This is a genomic window from Streptomyces sp. LZ34 (assembly GCF_053890475.1).
The window spans coordinates 6,787,707-6,803,667 of the sequence record NZ_CM132680.1 but is presented as its reverse complement, the minus strand read 5'-3'; the positions used below and the strand labels follow the sequence as shown (position 1 = coordinate 6,803,667).

General features: G+C 72.6%; 14 protein-coding genes. 2 read left to right on the top strand and 12 right to left on the bottom strand.

What is annotated here, in order from left to right:
- Nucleotides 1-123: 123 nt before the first annotated feature.
- The 5 genes from ACWY4P_RS27895 to bldG form a co-directional block, all read right to left on the bottom strand.
- Nucleotides 124-1,698, bottom strand: coding sequence for a DUF7059 domain-containing protein (locus ACWY4P_RS27895; RefSeq protein WP_456203082.1), 1,575 nt, complete (start codon nucleotides 1,696-1,698; stop codon nucleotides 124-126).
- A gap of 175 nt (nucleotides 1,699-1,873) precedes the next feature.
- Nucleotides 1,874-2,467: a small secreted protein gene (locus ACWY4P_RS27890; protein ID WP_456203081.1), complete on the bottom strand. Its 594-nt coding sequence runs from the start codon at nucleotides 2,465-2,467 to the stop codon at nucleotides 1,874-1,876.
- A gap of 219 nt (nucleotides 2,468-2,686) precedes the next feature.
- The gene (locus ACWY4P_RS27885; RefSeq protein WP_456203080.1) at nucleotides 2,687-5,152 is read right to left on the bottom strand and encodes a sodium-translocating pyrophosphatase; all 2,466 of its coding nucleotides are present in this window, start codon (nucleotides 5,150-5,152) and stop codon (nucleotides 2,687-2,689) included.
- Nucleotides 5,153-5,498: 346 nt separating this feature from the next.
- Entirely contained in the window at nucleotides 5,499-5,933 is a 435-nt protein-coding gene (locus tag ACWY4P_RS27880) for an ATP-binding protein (RefSeq protein WP_456203079.1), read from the bottom strand.
- A gap of 86 nt (nucleotides 5,934-6,019) precedes the next feature.
- The gene (gene bldG, locus ACWY4P_RS27875; protein ID WP_014178436.1) at nucleotides 6,020-6,361 is read right to left on the bottom strand and encodes an anti-sigma factor antagonist BldG; all 342 of its coding nucleotides are present in this window, start codon (nucleotides 6,359-6,361) and stop codon (nucleotides 6,020-6,022) included.
- 54 nt (nucleotides 6,362-6,415) lie between these two features.
- On the opposite strand from bldG, the gene ACWY4P_RS27870 reads away from it, so the two are divergent.
- Nucleotides 6,416-8,869 (top strand): DEAD/DEAH box helicase, encoded by a 2,454-nt coding sequence (locus ACWY4P_RS27870; RefSeq protein ID WP_456203078.1) that lies wholly within the window; start codon nucleotides 6,416-6,418, stop codon nucleotides 8,867-8,869.
- Between the two features lie 319 nt (nucleotides 8,870-9,188).
- On the opposite strand, the gene ACWY4P_RS27865 is transcribed toward ACWY4P_RS27870, so the two are convergent.
- The 7 genes from ACWY4P_RS27865 to ssd form a co-directional block, all read right to left on the bottom strand.
- Nucleotides 9,189-9,527, bottom strand: coding sequence for an Rv3654c family TadE-like protein (locus ACWY4P_RS27865; protein ID WP_456203077.1), 339 nt, complete (start codon nucleotides 9,525-9,527; stop codon nucleotides 9,189-9,191).
- A 41-nt stretch (nucleotides 9,528-9,568) separates the two neighbouring features.
- Complete coding sequence (locus tag ACWY4P_RS27860; RefSeq protein WP_456203076.1) at nucleotides 9,569-10,042, bottom strand: TadE family type IV pilus minor pilin; 474 nt, start codon at nucleotides 10,040-10,042, stop codon at nucleotides 9,569-9,571.
- Nucleotides 10,029-10,226 carry a DUF4244 domain-containing protein gene (locus ACWY4P_RS27855; RefSeq protein WP_319691572.1) on the bottom strand — a complete coding sequence of 66 codons (198 nt, stop codon included), beginning with the start codon at nucleotides 10,224-10,226 and terminating at the stop codon, nucleotides 10,029-10,031. The genes ACWY4P_RS27860 and ACWY4P_RS27855 overlap by 14 nt, the downstream gene beginning before the upstream one ends.
- A gap of 147 nt (nucleotides 10,227-10,373) precedes the next feature.
- Entirely contained in the window at nucleotides 10,374-11,183 is an 810-nt protein-coding gene (locus ACWY4P_RS27850) for a type II secretion system F family protein (protein ID WP_456203075.1), read from the bottom strand.
- Nucleotides 11,173-12,105, bottom strand: a complete 933-nt coding sequence (locus tag ACWY4P_RS27845) for a type II secretion system F family protein (protein ID WP_456203074.1) — start codon at nucleotides 12,103-12,105, stop codon at nucleotides 11,173-11,175. Before ACWY4P_RS27845 ends, ACWY4P_RS27850 begins: the two co-directional genes overlap by 11 nt.
- Nucleotides 12,102-13,298, bottom strand: a complete 1,197-nt coding sequence (locus ACWY4P_RS27840; RefSeq protein WP_456213074.1) for a TadA family conjugal transfer-associated ATPase — start codon at nucleotides 13,296-13,298, stop codon at nucleotides 12,102-12,104. Before ACWY4P_RS27840 ends, ACWY4P_RS27845 begins: the two co-directional genes overlap by 4 nt.
- 8 nt (nucleotides 13,299-13,306) lie before the next feature.
- Complete coding sequence (gene ssd, locus ACWY4P_RS27835; protein WP_456203073.1) at nucleotides 13,307-14,419, bottom strand: septum site-determining protein Ssd; 1,113 nt, start codon at nucleotides 14,417-14,419, stop codon at nucleotides 13,307-13,309.
- A 470-nt stretch (nucleotides 14,420-14,889) separates the two neighbouring features.
- Here ssd and ACWY4P_RS27830 point away from each other — a divergent pair, with 470 nt between their 5' ends.
- The gene (locus tag ACWY4P_RS27830) at nucleotides 14,890-15,726 is read left to right on the top strand and encodes an HAD family hydrolase (RefSeq protein ID WP_456203072.1); all 837 of its coding nucleotides are present in this window, start codon (nucleotides 14,890-14,892) and stop codon (nucleotides 15,724-15,726) included.
- Nucleotides 15,727-15,961: the final 235 nt, after the last annotated feature.

Here is a 15,961-nt window from a genome sequence, read left to right as displayed (position 1 = left end):
GGGCTTCCGGCCAAGATCACGCCCCTGGGTGGCAACTTCTTGCCATCCGGGCGGGCTCCGGAGCGTCGCGCGCTCCGGCGCACTACCCCCGCTCCCCCGTCCGTCCACCGGCTCGTCCCCCGGCTACTCCCGTCCGCCCATCGTCCCGTCCACCGGCTCGTCCACCGGACGCAGGAACCCCTGCTCGACCAGAAGCCGGATCGACTCGGGGGTGCGGTCGCGCAGCACCACCGGGTCCTCCCCGAGTAGCTGGGCAATCGCGTCCAGGATGCGGCCCGCGCTGAGCGTGCCGTCGCACACCCCCGCGAACCCCGCACCGACCGTGTCCACCTTCGTCGCCCGCCGCATGCCGCGGTTCTGACGGAGCACCACATGCTCGGGGTCCTCCGCCCCGGGCAGCCCCACCTGCTCCTGGACGACCTCGTCGGCCAGCCGGAAACGGGCGGCCAGCAGCGCCGCGTCGTCGTGCGTACGCAGGAAGTCCTGCCGCTCGAAGTGGCCCACGACCGCCTCCCCCAGCGGCTGCTCCACGGGGTGCGGCCACTCCTCCGCGGTCACGGCCGGGCGGTCGGCCCCGGACTTGCGCAGGGTGATCCAGCCGAACCCGACGGCCCTGGTCTTGCGGGCCTCGAACTCCTCCAGCCAGGCGTCGTACCGCGCGGCGTACGCGGCGGGGCCGGCGAGATGGGCCCCGGCGTCCCGCAGCCACAGCTCGGCGTACTGCGTGATGTCCTGCACCTCGCGCTGCACGATCCACGCGTCGCACCCGCTCGGCACCCAGGAGGCGATCCGCTCGCGCCAGTCCTCGCCCTCCACGTGCTGCCAGTTGGCCAGCAGCTGGCACCAGCCGCCGTCGGTGAGATGACCGGCGGACCGCTGGACCAGGGTGCGGCACAGGTCGTCGCCGGACATCCCGCCGTCCCGGTAGACCAGCCGGCCCCCCTCGGGGGAAGGCGGCGAGATCACGAAGGGCGGGTTGGAGACGATCAGGTCGTACGTCTCGTCGGCGACCGGATCGAAGAGCGAGCCCTCCCGCAGATCGGGCTCCGCCGCGCCGGACAGGGCGAGGGTGAGCCGGGCGATGCGCAGGGCGCGCGGATTGGTGTCCGTGGCGGTGACAGAGGCGGCGTGGCGGGAGGCGTGCAGCGCCTGGATGCCCGAGCCGGTGCCCAGGTCGAGGGCCCGGGCCACCGGCGCGCGGACCGTGAGACCGGCGAGGGTCGTGGACGCCCCGCCGACCCCGAGGACGAGCCCGGAGCGGTCCACGCCGCCCGGAGCGCCACCGGGCCCGCCGATGCCTCCCGCGCCGCCGACCGCACAGCCCAGGTCGGAGACGATCCACCAGTCCTCGCCCCGCGGGCCGCCGTACGGGCGCACGTCCACGGTCGCCCGCACCTCGTCGCCGTCGCGCACCAGCCAGCCGTCGGCGAGGCAGTCCTCGGCGGGCAGCGCGGCGGCCACCCGCCCGTACGCCACCGGACGCTGCAGCAGGAAGAGCCGCACCAGCGTCTCCAGCGGGCTGCCGCCCCGCGTGGCGCGCAGGGCGGGGACGGTCTCGCTGCGCGCCAGGGCGGCATAGGCGGGCGCGCCGAGCAGGTCCAACAGGCCGTCGGCGGTGAAGGCGGCGGCCAGCAGCGCGTCGCGCAGGCGGGCGATGCGCTCGGGGCCGGCGGGGCTGGGGAGTCGGTGCGTACTCACGCCCCCATTGTCGGGGGAACCACTGACAGCGGGCGACGCCGGGCGGGGGCAGTTGAGGGCCGGCGCCGGGCGGTTGGAGTGGGGCGGTCGGCGGGCGGTTGAAGTGGGGCCGACGGCGGGCGGTTGGAGTGGGGCCGGCGGCGGGCGGCGCGGTGGGGGCGCGCCGCCCGCGCGGTCACGACGGCGACGCGGTGCTGGTGCCCTTCGGCTTCTGGCAGCCGGGCTGCTTGGCCATCGCCTTGCCGACATCCCCCTCCTGCAGCTTCTTCAGGGCCTTGTCACCCGAATTGCTGAGCTTGTTGAGCTCGTCGGCGATGCCGTTGAGGCCCTCGGCGAACTTCGCCTTGTTTGAGGTGTCGAGCTTGTCGACGGTCGTCTGGAGGTCCTTGTACGCCTTGGAGGTGGCGTTCAGCTCCTTGACCGCCTGCTTCTGGGTCTGCTCGCCGCCCTCGACGGGCGGGGCGCCCGCGTCCTGCACCGCCTTGCCGAGCGCCGCGTACGCCTCGGAGATGTCCTGGAAGGCCTTGGAGTCCGTCTGCTGAAGCTTCTTGGAGTCCGGCTCGTCGGACGCGGCCTGGATCGAGGCGTTGGCGCTCTGGATCTTCTTCAGCTGCGGCTGCACCTCGTCGCAGACCGTCTTGGCCCAGTCGTTGGCCTTCTTGTTGCTTTCGCTCTCGCCGCCTCCGCAGCCGGTCAGCGCCACGACAAGTGCCGCACCGCCGGACAGTGCCGCCACAAGCTTCTTGTTCACCGGATTGGTCCCTTCCATGGCTCTTCTCGGCCCCGGAACATACACGGCCGAACGGCCGGGGCCCTGGGATGAGCCTCCCTTATGGGACCTTCTGAAGCCATTTGAACCAAGCCAGGTGTGCTGTCTGCCTCACCTTGGGGCCGGGCGCGGAGGCGGGCGGACAGGGTGCCGACACACCCTGTCCGCCCGCCTGTCGCAGGGCTCTCCCCCCGCCGGCCCGCGGCCCGCTCCCCCGGGTCAGGACACCACCGCGGCGTCGGCTGACTTGCTGACCCGCTCGGTGTTGTCTTCGTCACCCACCACGATGCCGCGCCGCTTGGACACATACACCGCGGCGATGATGATCAACAAAGCCAGCGTCGCGATCCCGGCCCGCAGACCCGGGCTGGCGTTGTCCCCGTAGGAGAACTTCACCACCGCCGGGGCGATCAACAGCGCCACCAGGTTCATGACCTTCAGCAGCGGGTTGATCGCGGGGCCCGCCGTGTCCTTGAACGGGTCGCCGACCGTGTCGCCGATCACCGTCGCCGCGTGCGCCTCGCTGCCCTTGCCGCCGTGGTGGCCGTCCTCCACCAGCTTCTTCGCGTTGTCCCACGCACCGCCGGAGTTCGCCAGGAAGACCGCCATCAGCGTCCCGGTGCCGATCGCGCCGGCCAGGAACGAGCCGAGCGCGCCGACCCCGAGGCTGAAGCCGACGGCGATCGGCGCCAGCACGGCGAGCAGCCCGGGCGTGGCGAGCTCGCGCAGCGCGTCCTTGGTGCAGATGTCCACGACCCGCCCGTACTCGGGCTGCTCGCTGTAGTCCATGATCCCGGGCTTCTCGCGGAACTGCCGCCGCACCTCGAAGACCACCGCGCCCGCGGACCGCGACACCGCGTTGATCGCCAGCCCCGAGAAGAGGAAGACGACGGCGGCGCCGAGGATGAGCCCGACGAGGTTGTTCGGCTGCGAGATGTCCAGGCTCAGGTTCATCTTCCCGGACACGGTCGTGTGCACCTCGGCGATCGCCTCGGCGATGGCGTCGCGGTACGAGCCGAAGAGCGCCGCGGCGGCGAGCACCGCCGTCGCGATGGCGATGCCCTTGGTGATCGCCTTGGTGGTGTTGCCGACCGCGTCGAGGTCCGTGAGCACCTGCGCGCCCGCGCCCTCGACATCGCCGGACATCTCGGCGATGCCCTGGGCGTTGTCGGAGACCGGGCCGAAGGTGTCCATCGCGACGATCACGCCCACGGTGGTGAGCAGGCCCGTGCCGGCCAGCGCGACCGCGAACAGCGCCAGCATGATCGAGGTGCCGCCGAGCAGGAAGGCGCCGTAGACGCTGAGGCCGATGAGCGCCGCCGAGTACACCGCGGACTCCAGCCCGAGCGAGATCCCGGAGAGCACGACCGTGGCGGGACCGGTCAGGGACGTCTTGCCGATGTCCCGCACCGGCCGCCGGGTGGTCTCGGTGAAGTAGCCGGTGAGCTGCTGGATGAGCGCGGCGAGCACGATGCCGATGGCGACGGCGACGAGCGCGAGCACGCGCGGGTCCCCGCTGTGGCCGAGGATCTCGCGGTCGGTGACGCCGTCCAGGTCGGCGTAGCTGGACGGCAGATAGGCGAAGACCGCGGCCGCCACGAGCGCCAGCGAGATCACCGCGGAGATGAAGAAACCGCGGTTGATGGCAGACATGCCGCTGCGGTCGGAGCGCCGCGGGGCCACGGCGAAGATGCCGATCATGGCGGTGACCACGCCGATGGCCGGGACCAGCAGCGGGAACGCCAGGCCCGCGTCGCCGAAGGCGGCCTTGCCGAGGATCAGCGCGGCGACCAGGGTCACGGCGTACGACTCGAACAGGTCCGCCGCCATGCCCGCGCAGTCCCCGACGTTGTCGCCGACGTTGTCCGCGATGGTCGCGGCATTGCGCGGGTCGTCCTCGGGGATGCCCTTTTCGACCTTGCCGACGAGGTCGGCGCCGACGTCGGCGGCCTTGGTGAAGATGCCGCCGCCGACCCGCATGAACATCGCGATCAGGGCGGCGCCCAGGCCGAAGCCCTCGAGCACCTTGGGTGCGTCGGCCGCGTAAACCAGCACCACGCAGGACGCGCCGAGCAGGCCGAGACCGACGGTGAACATGCCGACCACGCCGCCCGTACGGAAAGCGATCTTCATGGCCTTGTGCGAGACAGCCGTCAGATCGACGCCCGATTCGCCCGGGGAAGAGGGCGTGGAAGGGGGCGTGGAAGAGGGGGAACTCCCATTGACGGGAGCGGCCCCGGACAGCTTCTCCGGCGTCGCCTCACGGGCGGCTGCCGCGACCCGCACATTGCTGCGCACCGCGAGCCACATCCCGATATAGCCAGTGGCCGCGGAGAATCCGGCGCCGATCAGAAAGAACACCGATCGCCCGATGCGCTGCTTCCAGTCGTCCGCCGGCAACAGCATGAGCAGGAAGAACACCACGGCGGCGAATACGCCGAGAGTGCGCAGCTGCCGGGCCAGATAGGCATTCGCGCCTTCCTGGACCGCCGCGGCGATCTTCTTCATGGTGTCGGTGCCCTCGTCGGCCGCGAGCACTTGTCGTACCAGCGTCACCGCGACCACGAGTGCCGCCACCGCGACCGCGGCGATCACCAGCACGATCACTCTGTTGTCGTCGGTCAGTTCTGCGGCGGCCAGGGTTGGGGGAAGGTCCAGCGGATGAGGGGTGAGTTGCCCCGCCATTCGTCCTCCTTGACGTTTGGCACATGGGCGCGCAGCAGTTCTGCGACCGCAGAAGAGCCGCCACGCTCAGGCGTCCTGAGCTCAAGATGTGGACGGATTGTAGGGAGCGGCACCGGATCAAAACAGGGCGCCGGAATAGGAATTCGCCCGCACCAGCGAAGATCAATAGGTTTCGGCCTCATGAATTCCCTCGGATGAAGGAAGGCACCTAATTCGCTGACGCATAGATAATGATCTAGATAAACGATCTCAGTGTCATATAAAAAGCCCTGCTCAGCGCATGGCCAGAGCAGGGCAGAGCACCCTGCGCCGACGTCCGCTATGGACCCCGGCGCGAGCTGTGGAGCTACGGCAGAAGAGACTGAGGGGCGGTGGGCCAGCTCATCCGGATCCGGCCGCCGGTCTCGCCCGTCGTCACCTCGACGTCGTCGACCAGCCCGCTGATGACGGCGAGCCCCATCTCGTCCTCGCCCTCGGCCGCCGGCTCCTCGTCCACGTCGGGATGGGAGCCGGGCGTCAGCCCGGCGGATGTCGGCGACTCGTCGCCGACCTCGATGGAGAACTTCTTCTCCTCGTCGGTCAGGACCACCCGCACCGGGGCCTCCACCCCATTGCTCAGGTGGAGCCCGACCGCGCGCGTGCATGCCTCGCCGACCGCGAGCCTCACCTCGTCGAGCACGGCCTCGTCCACCCCGGCCCGGCGCGCCACAGCCGCCGCCACCAGGCGCGCGGTTCTGACGTGCTCGGGCAGGGCACTGAAGCGGAGTTCGACGGTGGCCATGCCATCCCCCTCGGGCGTATGGGCGTGCATCTCAGGGGGCCGGGCGGACCCGCCCGGTACCCCCTCGTTCTTCCGTTGGTGACTGATCAGTCAGTCGCCGCGACGGCGTCATCGACCGAGGTGTGAATCGGGAACACCTTGGTCAGGCCGGTAATACGGAAGATCTTGAGAATGCGCTCCTGGTTGCAGACGAGGCGCAGCGAGCCCTCATGGGCCCGCACTCGCTTGAGCCCGCCGACGAGCACGCCGAGTCCGGTGGAGTCGAGGAAGTCGACGCCCTCCATGTCGACGACCAGGTGGTAATTGCCGTCGTTGACAAGCTCGACCAGCTGCTCGCGCAGCTTGGGCGCGGTGTATACATCAATCTCGCCACCGACCTCGACGACCGTGCGGTCGCCAACGGTCCGGGTCGACAGGGACAGGTCCACGGATCCTCCAGCACCTTGCATCGAGCGGTCGCCCCCCATGGATCGGCAGCCGCGATGGCATTCAATCACTTACCAGCAGGCGCGCACGACGCCTTGAGCCCATTGTCCGTCAGACCAGTGACAGACTCGGTGTCGATGGCCCACAACCAACTCCCGCGGCAGGCGGGCATACGCACCTCACCCCGGACCGTCCTCGGTCGGCTCACCACCGGGGCGGGCCGGGCTGCGCGCATCACTCATACGGAGCACTTGCCCCCGCGTATCGGGACCCATGCCGATTGGCCTCGTCAGATCCGGCCGGAAGTCGTCGATGCCGTCCAGGCAGCCGGAATCGAGCGCCCGTGGGCCCACCAGGCGCGTACGGCCGAGCACGCGCTGCGAGGCGAATCGGTGGTCGTCGCCACGGGCACCGCGTCGGGGAAGTCCCTGGCCTATCTGGCCCCCGTCCTCAGCGCCCTCCTGGACGGCTCAGAGGCGCCCAGCGGACGCGCCACGACCGCCCTGTATCTGGCGCCCACCAAGGCGCTGGCCGCCGACCAGCGGCGCGCGGTGGCCGATCTCGCGGCGCCGCTGGGCACCGGCATCCGCGCCGCGGTGTACGACGGGGACACCCCGGTCGAGGAGCGCGAGTGGGTCCGCCAGTACGCGAACTACGTGCTCACCAACCCCGACATGCTGCACCGCGGCATCCTGCCCGGACACCCCAGGTGGTCCTCCTTCCTGCGCGCGCTGCGCTATGTCGTCATCGACGAGTGCCACACCTACCGGGGCGTCTTCGGCTCCCACGTGGCCCAGGTGCTGCGCAGACTGCGCCGCGTCTGCGCCCGCTACGGATCCTCGCCCGTCTTCCTGCTCGCCTCCGCGACCGCCGCCGACCCGGCCGTCGCCGCGACCCGGCTGACCGGACTTCCCGTCGTGGAGATCACCGACGACTCCTCGCCCCGGGGCGAGGTGGTCTTCGCCCTGTGGGAGCCGCCGCTGACCGAGCTGCACGGCGAGCAGGGCGCCCCGGTCCGCCGCACCGCCACGGCGGAGTCCGCCGACCTGCTCACCGACCTGGCCGTCCAGGGCGTCCGTACGGTCGCCTTCGTACGCTCCCGGCGCGGCGCCGAGCTCATCGCCCTGATCGCCCAGGAGCGGCTCGCCGAGGTCGACCGGTCCCTGGCGGGCAGGGTCGCCGCCTACCGCGGCGGCTATCTCCCCGAGGAGCGCCGCGCCCTGGAGCGCGCCCTGCACTCCGGGGACCTCCTCGGGCTCGCCGCCACCACCGCCCTGGAGCTGGGGATGGACGTGGCCGGGCTGGACGCCGTCGTCCTCGCCGGATACCCGGGCACCCGCGCCTCCGTGTGGCAGCAGGCGGGGCGGGCCGGACGCACCGGCCAGGGCGCGCTGGCGATCCTCGTCGCCCGGGACGACCCGCTGGACACCTACCTCGTCCACCACCCGGAAGCCCTCTTCCGGCAGCCGGTCGAATCCACCGTGCTGGACCCGGACAACCCGTACGTCCTCGCGCCCCACCTCTGCGCGGCCGCCGCCGAGCTGCCGCTCACCGAAACGGACCTGGAACTCTTCGGGCCCGCCACCGAGGAGCTGATGCCACAGCTGGAGCAGCGCAGACTGCTCCGCCGCCGGGCGACCGCCTGGCACTGGACCCGCCGTGAGCGCGCCGCCGACCTCACCGACATCCGCGGCGAGGGCGGGCGGCCGGTGCAGATCGTGGAGGCCGCGACAGGGCGGCTGCTGGGCACCGTGGACGCCTCAGCCGCCCACGCCACCGTCCACGAGGGCGCCGTCCACCTCCACCAGGGCCGGACCTACCTCGTCAAGCAGCTCGACCTCGAGGACTCGGTCGCGCTCGTGGAGGAGGCCTCCCCGCCGTATTCGACGACCGCCCGCGACACCACGGCGATCTCCGTCCTGGAGACCACCACCGAGGTCCCGTGGGGCGACGCACGGCTGTGCTTCGGCTCGGTCGAGGTCACCAATCAGGTCGTCTCCTTTCTGCGTCGCAAGCTGATCAGCGGCGAGGTCCTCGGCGAGTCCAGGCTCGACCTCCCGCCCCGAACGCTGCGCACCCGGGCCGTGTGGTGGACGGTCACCGACGACCAGCTCGAGGACGCCCGCGTCGCCCCCGAAGCCCTCGGCGGCGCCCTGCACGCCGCCGAGCACGCCTCCATCGGCATGCTGCCGCTGTTCGCCACCTGCGACCGCTGGGACATCGGCGGGGTCTCCGTCCCGCTCCACCCCGACACGCTCCTTCCGACCGTGTTCGTCTACGACGGGCACCCCGGCGGCGCGGGCTTCGCCGAGCGCGCCTTCCACACCGCCGCCCGCTGGCTCACGGCCACCCGCGAGGCGATCGCCGCCTGCGAGTGCGAATCCGGCTGTCCGTCCTGCATCCAGTCCCCCAAGTGCGGCAACGGCAACGACCCGCTCGACAAGAAGGCCGCCATCCGCCTCCTGACCACCCTCCTCGCCAAGGCACCGCCCCAGCCGACCGACACCTGACGCCTGACAGCCGGCACCGGGCACCTGACACCTGACGGCCAGCACCGGCCGCCTGCCGCCTGACAGCCGGCACCGGGCACCCAGCACCATCCCGCCCCTGCGCCCGGCTCTGAGGGCCCCTCACGGCCCTCAGAGCCCCTTCCTGGCCCCCTTTCCTCGCAACCACGCGGCCATATATCCGTGCGGCTGTGTCCATAGGCATCCCGGCGGCTTGTCCATGCCCCGGCGCATCCCCGGCGGCTCGGCTGCGGCCCGGCGCAACCCCGGCGGCGGGCGCACGGCCCGCTCCGGCCGCCGCCGCGGCCGCCCGCCCGGCCCATCACCGGGGCGCGTCTCGCCCGGCCTGGGGCCCGGGCGGCTCCGCGGGTCCGGCGCGGGACCGGACTTCGGGGGCGAACGGACCGGCTCGCGCCTCCACCCTGAGATCGGCGATCGCGCCGCGCAGAGCGCACTTCACCACGCGGGCGCCCTGCGCGGCGGCCACCCGCCGGGCGAGTCCGCACGCGGCTTCGGGTCCCTCCAGCCCATGGTCCGCCGCCGCGAGCGCCGCCAGGTCCGCGGCGGCACCGGCCCGGTGGCGGGCCACCATGACCTGTCCGGCGGCGAGCACGACCGCGAACACCGCGCACAGCGCCGTCGCGGTCAGGGCGGCCCACACTGTCGCCGACCCGCGGTCTCCCCAATCCCTCCTCTCCCTCCTCATGGCCCGGCCTCGCCCGTCGGCGCCGCGGCCGATCCTGGCGGCTCCCCGGCCGAGCCGGTCACCTCCTCACCTCGGCCCACCGACTCCTCAGCGAGGGCGACCGCCTCGCCGCGCAGGCGCACCGCCAGTGGGCCAGGGCCGGGCGCGCGGGCCTCGACCCGCACCCGCACCAGGTCGCCCTCGCGCCGCAGCTCGACCCGGGCCCCCCGCGGTGCGGCCGACCGGGCGGCGGCCAGTGCGGCCGCTCGCGGCTCCGACCGCGCGGCGGCGCGCGCCCCGGCCCGTGCGGCGTCCACACATCGCATCTGCCCGGACGCGGCCATCAGGCCCCAGATCAGCATCAGGGCGAACAGTCCCAGTACCGGCAGCGCGACGGCCGCCTCCGCCGTGACAAACCCCCGGTCGCCCGGTCCGTCCGGGCCGCGCCGACCGCCTGGACCGAACCGGCCGGTCGCATCAGAACTGCCCATCGAGCGCCTTCCCGATCACCGACCGCAGCGCTTCGTCGACCGCCCCGCCGGTCACCACCTTGTACAGAACCGCGGCGAAGGCGCATGCCGCGATCGTCCCCATCGCATACTCGGCGGTCGCCATCCCCGCGTCGGCTCGTGCCTTCGCCGCCGCGTACCGCCGCAGACACCACCGCATCACCATGTCGGCCTCCCCGATCTGTGCTGAATCCCGTGCTTCTGACCGCGTGCTTCTGACCGCGTGCTTCTGACCGCGCGCTTCTGACTGCCGCGCTTCCGTTTCCGTGCTTGCTAGTGGCGCCGTGCTGGCTCTGCCGGACGCGCCCCTTCTTCAGCCACCGCCCGCCAGGGCGCCCGCGAGCCCGAGCATCACCGGCGCCACCCCGATCAGCAGGAACGCGGGCAGGTAGCACGCCCCCAGCGGGGCGGTGGCCAGCACGCTCGCGCGCTCCACCCGTTTGTCCGCCTGTCTTCCCTGCTCGGCCCGGCAATCGGCGGCCAGCCGGGACACCGGCCCCACGGCCGGCGCGCCCGTCGTCCCGGCGCGCTCCAGGGCGCGCGCCAGTCCGTGTGCACCGGGCAGAGCTCCCATGCGCCCCCAGGCGGCGGCCGGTTCGCCTCCGAGCCGCAGCTCCGCCGCGGCTTGGGCGAGCCGCTCGCCGACCGGGCCGCCGAGCGACCGCCCCACCGCCTCTGCCGCCTTGCGCGGACCGGCTCCGGCCTCCAGACAGGCGGTGAGCAGATCGGCGGCCAGCGGAAGCTGACGCGCCACGCCGTCCTTGGCGTGCTTGCCGGACCGTCCGCCGCAGGTGGCCTGGCGGTGCCGCTGCCACCGTCTCGCCCCGTATCCGGCGGCGAGGCCCAGCACGCACCCCAGCGGGCCGCCGACCAGGACGAGGCCGGCGAGCAGGGCACCGGCGGCCGAAGCCCAGCCCCGTATCGCGTCGGCCGCCCCGTCGGCGCGCCATCTCTCCCGCAGCCCCGGCCGCCGCCGCTCCTGGTGGGCCTCCGGCAGCAGCACCGTGAGCCGACGCCGGGCGGTCCGCACCCGGCGGGCCTCGGTAACCGCTCCCACGACGGACATGGTGGCGGCCGAGAAGGCCGTCGCGGTCCACAGGCTGTGGACGACTTCAGCCGTCATGACCCTCGCGTCCTTCCTGGCCGGCCGCCGCCCGGATCACCCGCGAGGTCCAGGTGAACCCGGCCCACTCCAGCAGCCCGCCCACCAGCAGGCAGGCCAGCCCGGCCGGGGTGTGCAGCAGCACATGCAGTGGGTCCGCTCCCAGCGCGCTGCCCATCAGCAACCCGAGGACGGGCAGCAGCACCAGCACGACGGCCGTGGCCCGGGCGCCCGCCAGTCGGGAGTGCAGGCTCTGCCGCTGGTCCCGCTCGGCCCGCAGGGCCGCCGCGACCCGGTCGAGGCCGGCCGCGAGGCCCGCCCCCTCGTCGACCGCGACCTGCCAGCAGGCCGCGACCCCGGTGAGCCCCTCCGCACCCGGCGAACGGGCCGCCCTGCGCAGCGCCTCCGGCACATCACCGCCGAACCGCGCCGCCGCCGAGACCAGGCCCCACCGCTCCCCGATATGTCCTGGGGGCGTGGCCAACAGCGCCTCGACCGGTTGCCGCCCGGCCCGCAGCTCGCCCGCCACGGCTCCGCACAGCTCGATCACCGCCGCGGCACGCCACTCCCGCTGCCGGTCGTGCTTCCGCGCCCGCCGCCACCGGCCGACGACCGGCACGGCCGCCATCCCGGCCAGCAGCGGCAGCACCGACGCGCCCACCAGCGCGAGCGCGCATCCCGCCGGCAGACACAGCAGCTCGCGCCCCATCCGCCCGCCGTATGTGGTCCGCCACCGCTCCCGCAGCCAGGCGACCGTCTCGGTCAGCCGGCGCTGTGGATCCGCCCCGGCGGGCCCGACGGCTCCGCCGCCCGCGAACAGCAGCCTGGCCCGTCGCAGATCCCTGTCCCGGCCGGAGAGCAGCCAGGCCGCCGCGCCCGCGCACAGCACGGCCGCGCACAGCGACAGCGCCTCCGGGGCCGCTCCACCGCCCAAGCCCGTCATGCCGCACCCCCGCCGCGTACGCACAGCCGCCGGAGCCGCTCCCAGCCGGCCGCCCTCCCGAATCCCTCGGGGGTCCACACCGCGGCCGGGACGGTCGTGACATAGCCCGCCCGGTCCCGGTCCAGGACGTGCAGCTCAGCGATCTTGCGCCGCCCGCCGCGGTCCCGCACCAGATGGATCACGACCGACAGGGCAGCCGCCAACTGGCTGTGCAGCGCCGCCCGGTCGAGACCGGCCGTCGATCCCAGCGCCTCCAGCCGGGCCGGGACATCCGCCGCGGTGTTGGCGTGCACCGTGCCGCAACCGCCCTCGTGCCCGGTGTTGAGCGCGCCCAGGAGATCGGTGACCTCGGGGCCGCGCACCTCTCCGACCACCAACCGGTCCGGACGCATTCGCAGCGCCTGGCGCACCAGGTCCCGGAGGGTGACCTGGCCCCTGCCCTCCTGGTTCGCGGGCCGGGTCTCCAGCCGGACCACATGCGGATGTTCCGGCCTGAGCTCGGCCGAGTCCTCGGCGAGGACGATCCGCTCGTCGGGCCCGACGAGCCCCAGCAGCGTGCTGAGCAGGGTCGTCTTGCCCGAGCCCGTGCCACCGCTGATCAGGAACGACAGCCGGGCGTCCAGCATCGCCCGCAACAGTTCCTGACCGCCGGGTGGCACGGTCCCCGCCGCTACCAGCTCCTCCAGGGAGAACGCCCGGGGGCGCACCACGCGCAGCGACAGGCAGGTCGACCCGACGGCCACCGGAGGCAGCACCGCATGCAGCCGCGTGCCGTCCGGCAGCCGGGCGTCCGCCCACGGCCTGGCGTCGTCCAGCCGCCGGCCGGCCACAGCGGCGAGGCGCTGGGCGAGCCTGCGCACCGCGGCCGCGTCGGTGAATTTCACATCCGTCCGCTCCAGTCCGGCTCCCCGGTCCACCCACACCTCGTCGGGGGCAGTCACCAGTACGTCCGTGACGTCGGGGGCGGCGAGCAGCGGCTCCAGCGGCCCGGTGCCGACCAACTCCGAGCGCAGAGCCGCGACGACGCCCAGGACCTCTGTGTCGCCGAGCAGCCGCCCCTCCTCGCGCAGGGCCGCCGCCACTCGCGCGGGCGTCGGGTCCGCCCCGCTTCGCGCCAGCCGCAGCCGCACCGCGTCCAGCAGCTCCGGCGATTCGACGCTCGCGCCGCCCCGCTCGCTCCACTTGACGTTCATGTTGACGCTCATGCCCCGCCCCCTTGCTGCTCCGCGTCTGCCAGGACCCGCCCCCAGAATTCCGCGCAGAACCGGGCGAGCGGCCCGCGGAGGCTGCCGCCCGGCGGCTCACCGCCGTCCAACGCGTCCGACAGCCCGGGTTCCGGTGGCAGCTCACCGGCCAGCGGCAGGTCCAGAAGGCGGGCGATCTCCTCGTCGTCGAGCCCCGGTCCGCACGGCCCGCGCACCACCGCGCGCAGATCGCGCAGCACCATGCCCACCGTCGACGCCACGCGGTGGGCGGCGGCGACCGCCCGCAGCTCGGCGGGCACGACCAGCAGGCCCAGATCCAGCTGGTCGAGGGCTTCGGCCACCGTGTCGTCCACCCGCCGCGGCAGATCCACCACCACGACCCCGCCGCGCCGCCGCGCGGCCGCGAGCACCGCTCGCATCGCGGACGGCGCGATGGCCACCGATTGGCCGCGGTCCCAGCTGAGCACCCGCAGGGAGTGGAGCTCGGGGAGCGATTCCTCCAGCGCGCTCCCGGCGACCCGGCCACGCGATTCGGCGAAGGCGGGCCACCTCAGCCCCTCCGCGCCCTCGCCGCCGAGCAACACATCCAGGCCGCCGCCCAGCGGGTCTCCGTCGATGAGCATGGTGCGCCGCCCCGCGCGGGCTGCGGTGACCGCCAGGGCGCAGGCGAGGGTGCTGGCGCCCGCGCCGCCGCGCCCGCCGACGACCCCGATGGTGAAGGCCTGGCGGCCGACGCCCTCGGCCACGTCGGCGATGCGGTCCACCAGCCAGGGCTCGGCATCGGGCAGAAACGCCACATTGTCCGCGCCGAGGGCGACGGCTCGCTGCCAGATGCCGTGGTCATCGAGATCCCGTCCGATGAGCAGCACCCCTTCCCGGCGGGTGCCACCGCGCAGCCGGGCCGCGGCGTCGTCACCGACCAGAACCAGCGGCGCGCCCTCCCAACTGCCCCGGCGCGTGGGGACGCCATGCACCACTTCGGGCTCGGCCCCCGCCGCCGCGCACAGCCGCAGCAAGTCGTCGAGAAGCTCCTCGTCCTCCGTGACGATCAGCGGTCTGCGCTGTCGCCCATCCGCCGCCGGTCGATTCGGTGTGATGGATCCAGCCACGATCCCCTCCCCATCTCGTTACGCGCCCCATCTCGTTACGCGCTCTCACTTCCGCGAACGATGAGCGCGAACGCCGCGGAGAATCAGCGTCCGGCGATCCAGGAAATCTTGGGGATCTTGGTCCAAAACTGTGGACAACTCATCAGTTGTGAATATCCCAGTCACCTAAACCAGTGACTTCCGGAGAGCAGCCTTGCGATTACGCACAGTCACGAATCAGGCTGGTGGGGCGGAGGCCGCGAGCAGAGGCCCGGGAAGGGGAAATGATCAGGTGAAAAGACCGGAAATGCGTCCGGACATGCGACGACCCCCGCCGGGGGGGAGAGCGGGGGTCGTCCCCACGGCCGACTCGGGGGGGGAGGAGTCGGACCGGGTTAGCACGGTCGCGAACGATCCGTGACTTCCATGGTGTACCCGAGAGCCTTCTCAGGCAAACCCACGCGCCCAGCTTACGCCGAATGGTGGGCCCTATGCTCGGCGTCGTGGAAAACCACTCGTTGCCTCGAACAGCCGCCTTCTTTGACCTGGACAAGACGGTCATTGCGAAGTCGAGCACGCTCACCTTCAGCAAGTCCTTCTACCAAGGTGGGCTGATCAACCGCCGCGCCGTACTGCGTACCGCATATGCGCAGTTCGTCTTCCTCGCCGGCGGGGCCGATCACGAGCAGATGGAACGGATGCGGGAGTATCTCTCGGCGCTGTGCCGTGGGTGGAATGTCCAGCAGGTGCGGGAGCTCGTCGCCGAGACCCTGCACGACCTCATCGACCCGATCATCTATGACGAGGCCGCCTCTCTCATCGAGGAACACCACACCGCCGGCCGCGATGTGGTGATCGTCAGCACCTCGGGCGCCGAGGTCGTCGAGCCGATCGGCGAGCTGCTGGGCGCGGACCGCGTGGTGGCCACCCGCATGGTCGTGGAGGACGGAGCGTTCACCGGCGAGGTGGAGTACTACGCATATGGGCCGACCAAAGCGGAGGCCATCGCCGAGCTGGCCGAATCCGAGGGCTATGACCTCTCCCGCTGCTTTGCCTATAGCGACTCGGCCACCGACCTGCCGATGCTGGAGTCCGTCGGCCACCCCCACGCGGTGAACCCCGACCGCGCGCTGCGCCGTGAGGCCGTGGCCCGCGGTTGGCCGGTCCTCTCCTTCAACAAACCGGTACGGCTGAAGCAGCGCGTGCCTTCCCTCTCCATGCCGCCGCGTCCGGTGCTGGCCGTGGCGGCGGCGGTGGGCGCGGCCGCCGCCACCGCCGGACTGATGTGGTACGCCAGTCGGCGTCGCGCACCGTATGCCCGTGTTTGAAGCCCGTCGCAAAGATCTGCGATGAGAGCTTCCGCTTGGCCTGACACAGGAGTAGAAAGGAATCGAAGGCCCGCGAGACCAGGGGCATCCGGAGGATTCCCCCCAGACGCACCAAGGCCCACGGACCGAGCATGAATACTGGGCACCCACGCGACGCCGACCCGTCGATTACGGGCCAGCCGCACCAGGTGACGGGCGAAGATCCCGACCTGATGGGCGAATTCTCGTGCACGCA

Bases quoted from the DNA above. Each gene is read 5' to 3' on its own strand.
- ACWY4P_RS27890 (WP_456203081.1), bottom strand. From the start codon at position 2,467: ATGGAAGGGACCAATCCGGTGAACAAGAAGCTTGTGGCGGCACTGTCC.
- ACWY4P_RS27885 (WP_456203080.1), bottom strand. From the start codon at position 5,152: ATGGCGGGGCAACTCACCCCTCATCCGCTGGACCTTCCCCCAACCCTG.
- ACWY4P_RS27880 (WP_456203079.1), bottom strand. From the start codon at position 5,933: ATGGCCACCGTCGAACTCCGCTTCAGTGCCCTGCCCGAGCACGTCAGA.
- ACWY4P_RS27870 (WP_456203078.1), top strand. From the start codon at position 6,416: ATGGCATTCAATCACTTACCAGCAGGCGCGCACGACGCCTTGAGCCCA.
- ACWY4P_RS27860 (WP_456203076.1), bottom strand. From the start codon at position 10,042: ATGGGCAGTTCTGATGCGACCGGCCGGTTCGGTCCAGGCGGTCGGCGC.
- ACWY4P_RS27855 (WP_319691572.1), bottom strand. From the start codon at position 10,226: ATGGTGATGCGGTGGTGTCTGCGGCGGTACGCGGCGGCGAAGGCACGA.
- ACWY4P_RS27850 (WP_456203075.1), bottom strand. From the start codon at position 11,183: ATGACGGCTGAAGTCGTCCACAGCCTGTGGACCGCGACGGCCTTCTCG.
- ACWY4P_RS27845 (WP_456203074.1), bottom strand. From the start codon at position 12,105: ATGACGGGCTTGGGCGGTGGAGCGGCCCCGGAGGCGCTGTCGCTGTGC.
- ACWY4P_RS27840 (WP_456213074.1), bottom strand. From the start codon at position 13,298: ATGAACGTCAAGTGGAGCGAGCGGGGCGGCGCGAGCGTCGAATCGCCG.
- ACWY4P_RS27830 (WP_456203072.1), top strand. From the start codon at position 14,890: ATGCTCGGCGTCGTGGAAAACCACTCGTTGCCTCGAACAGCCGCCTTC.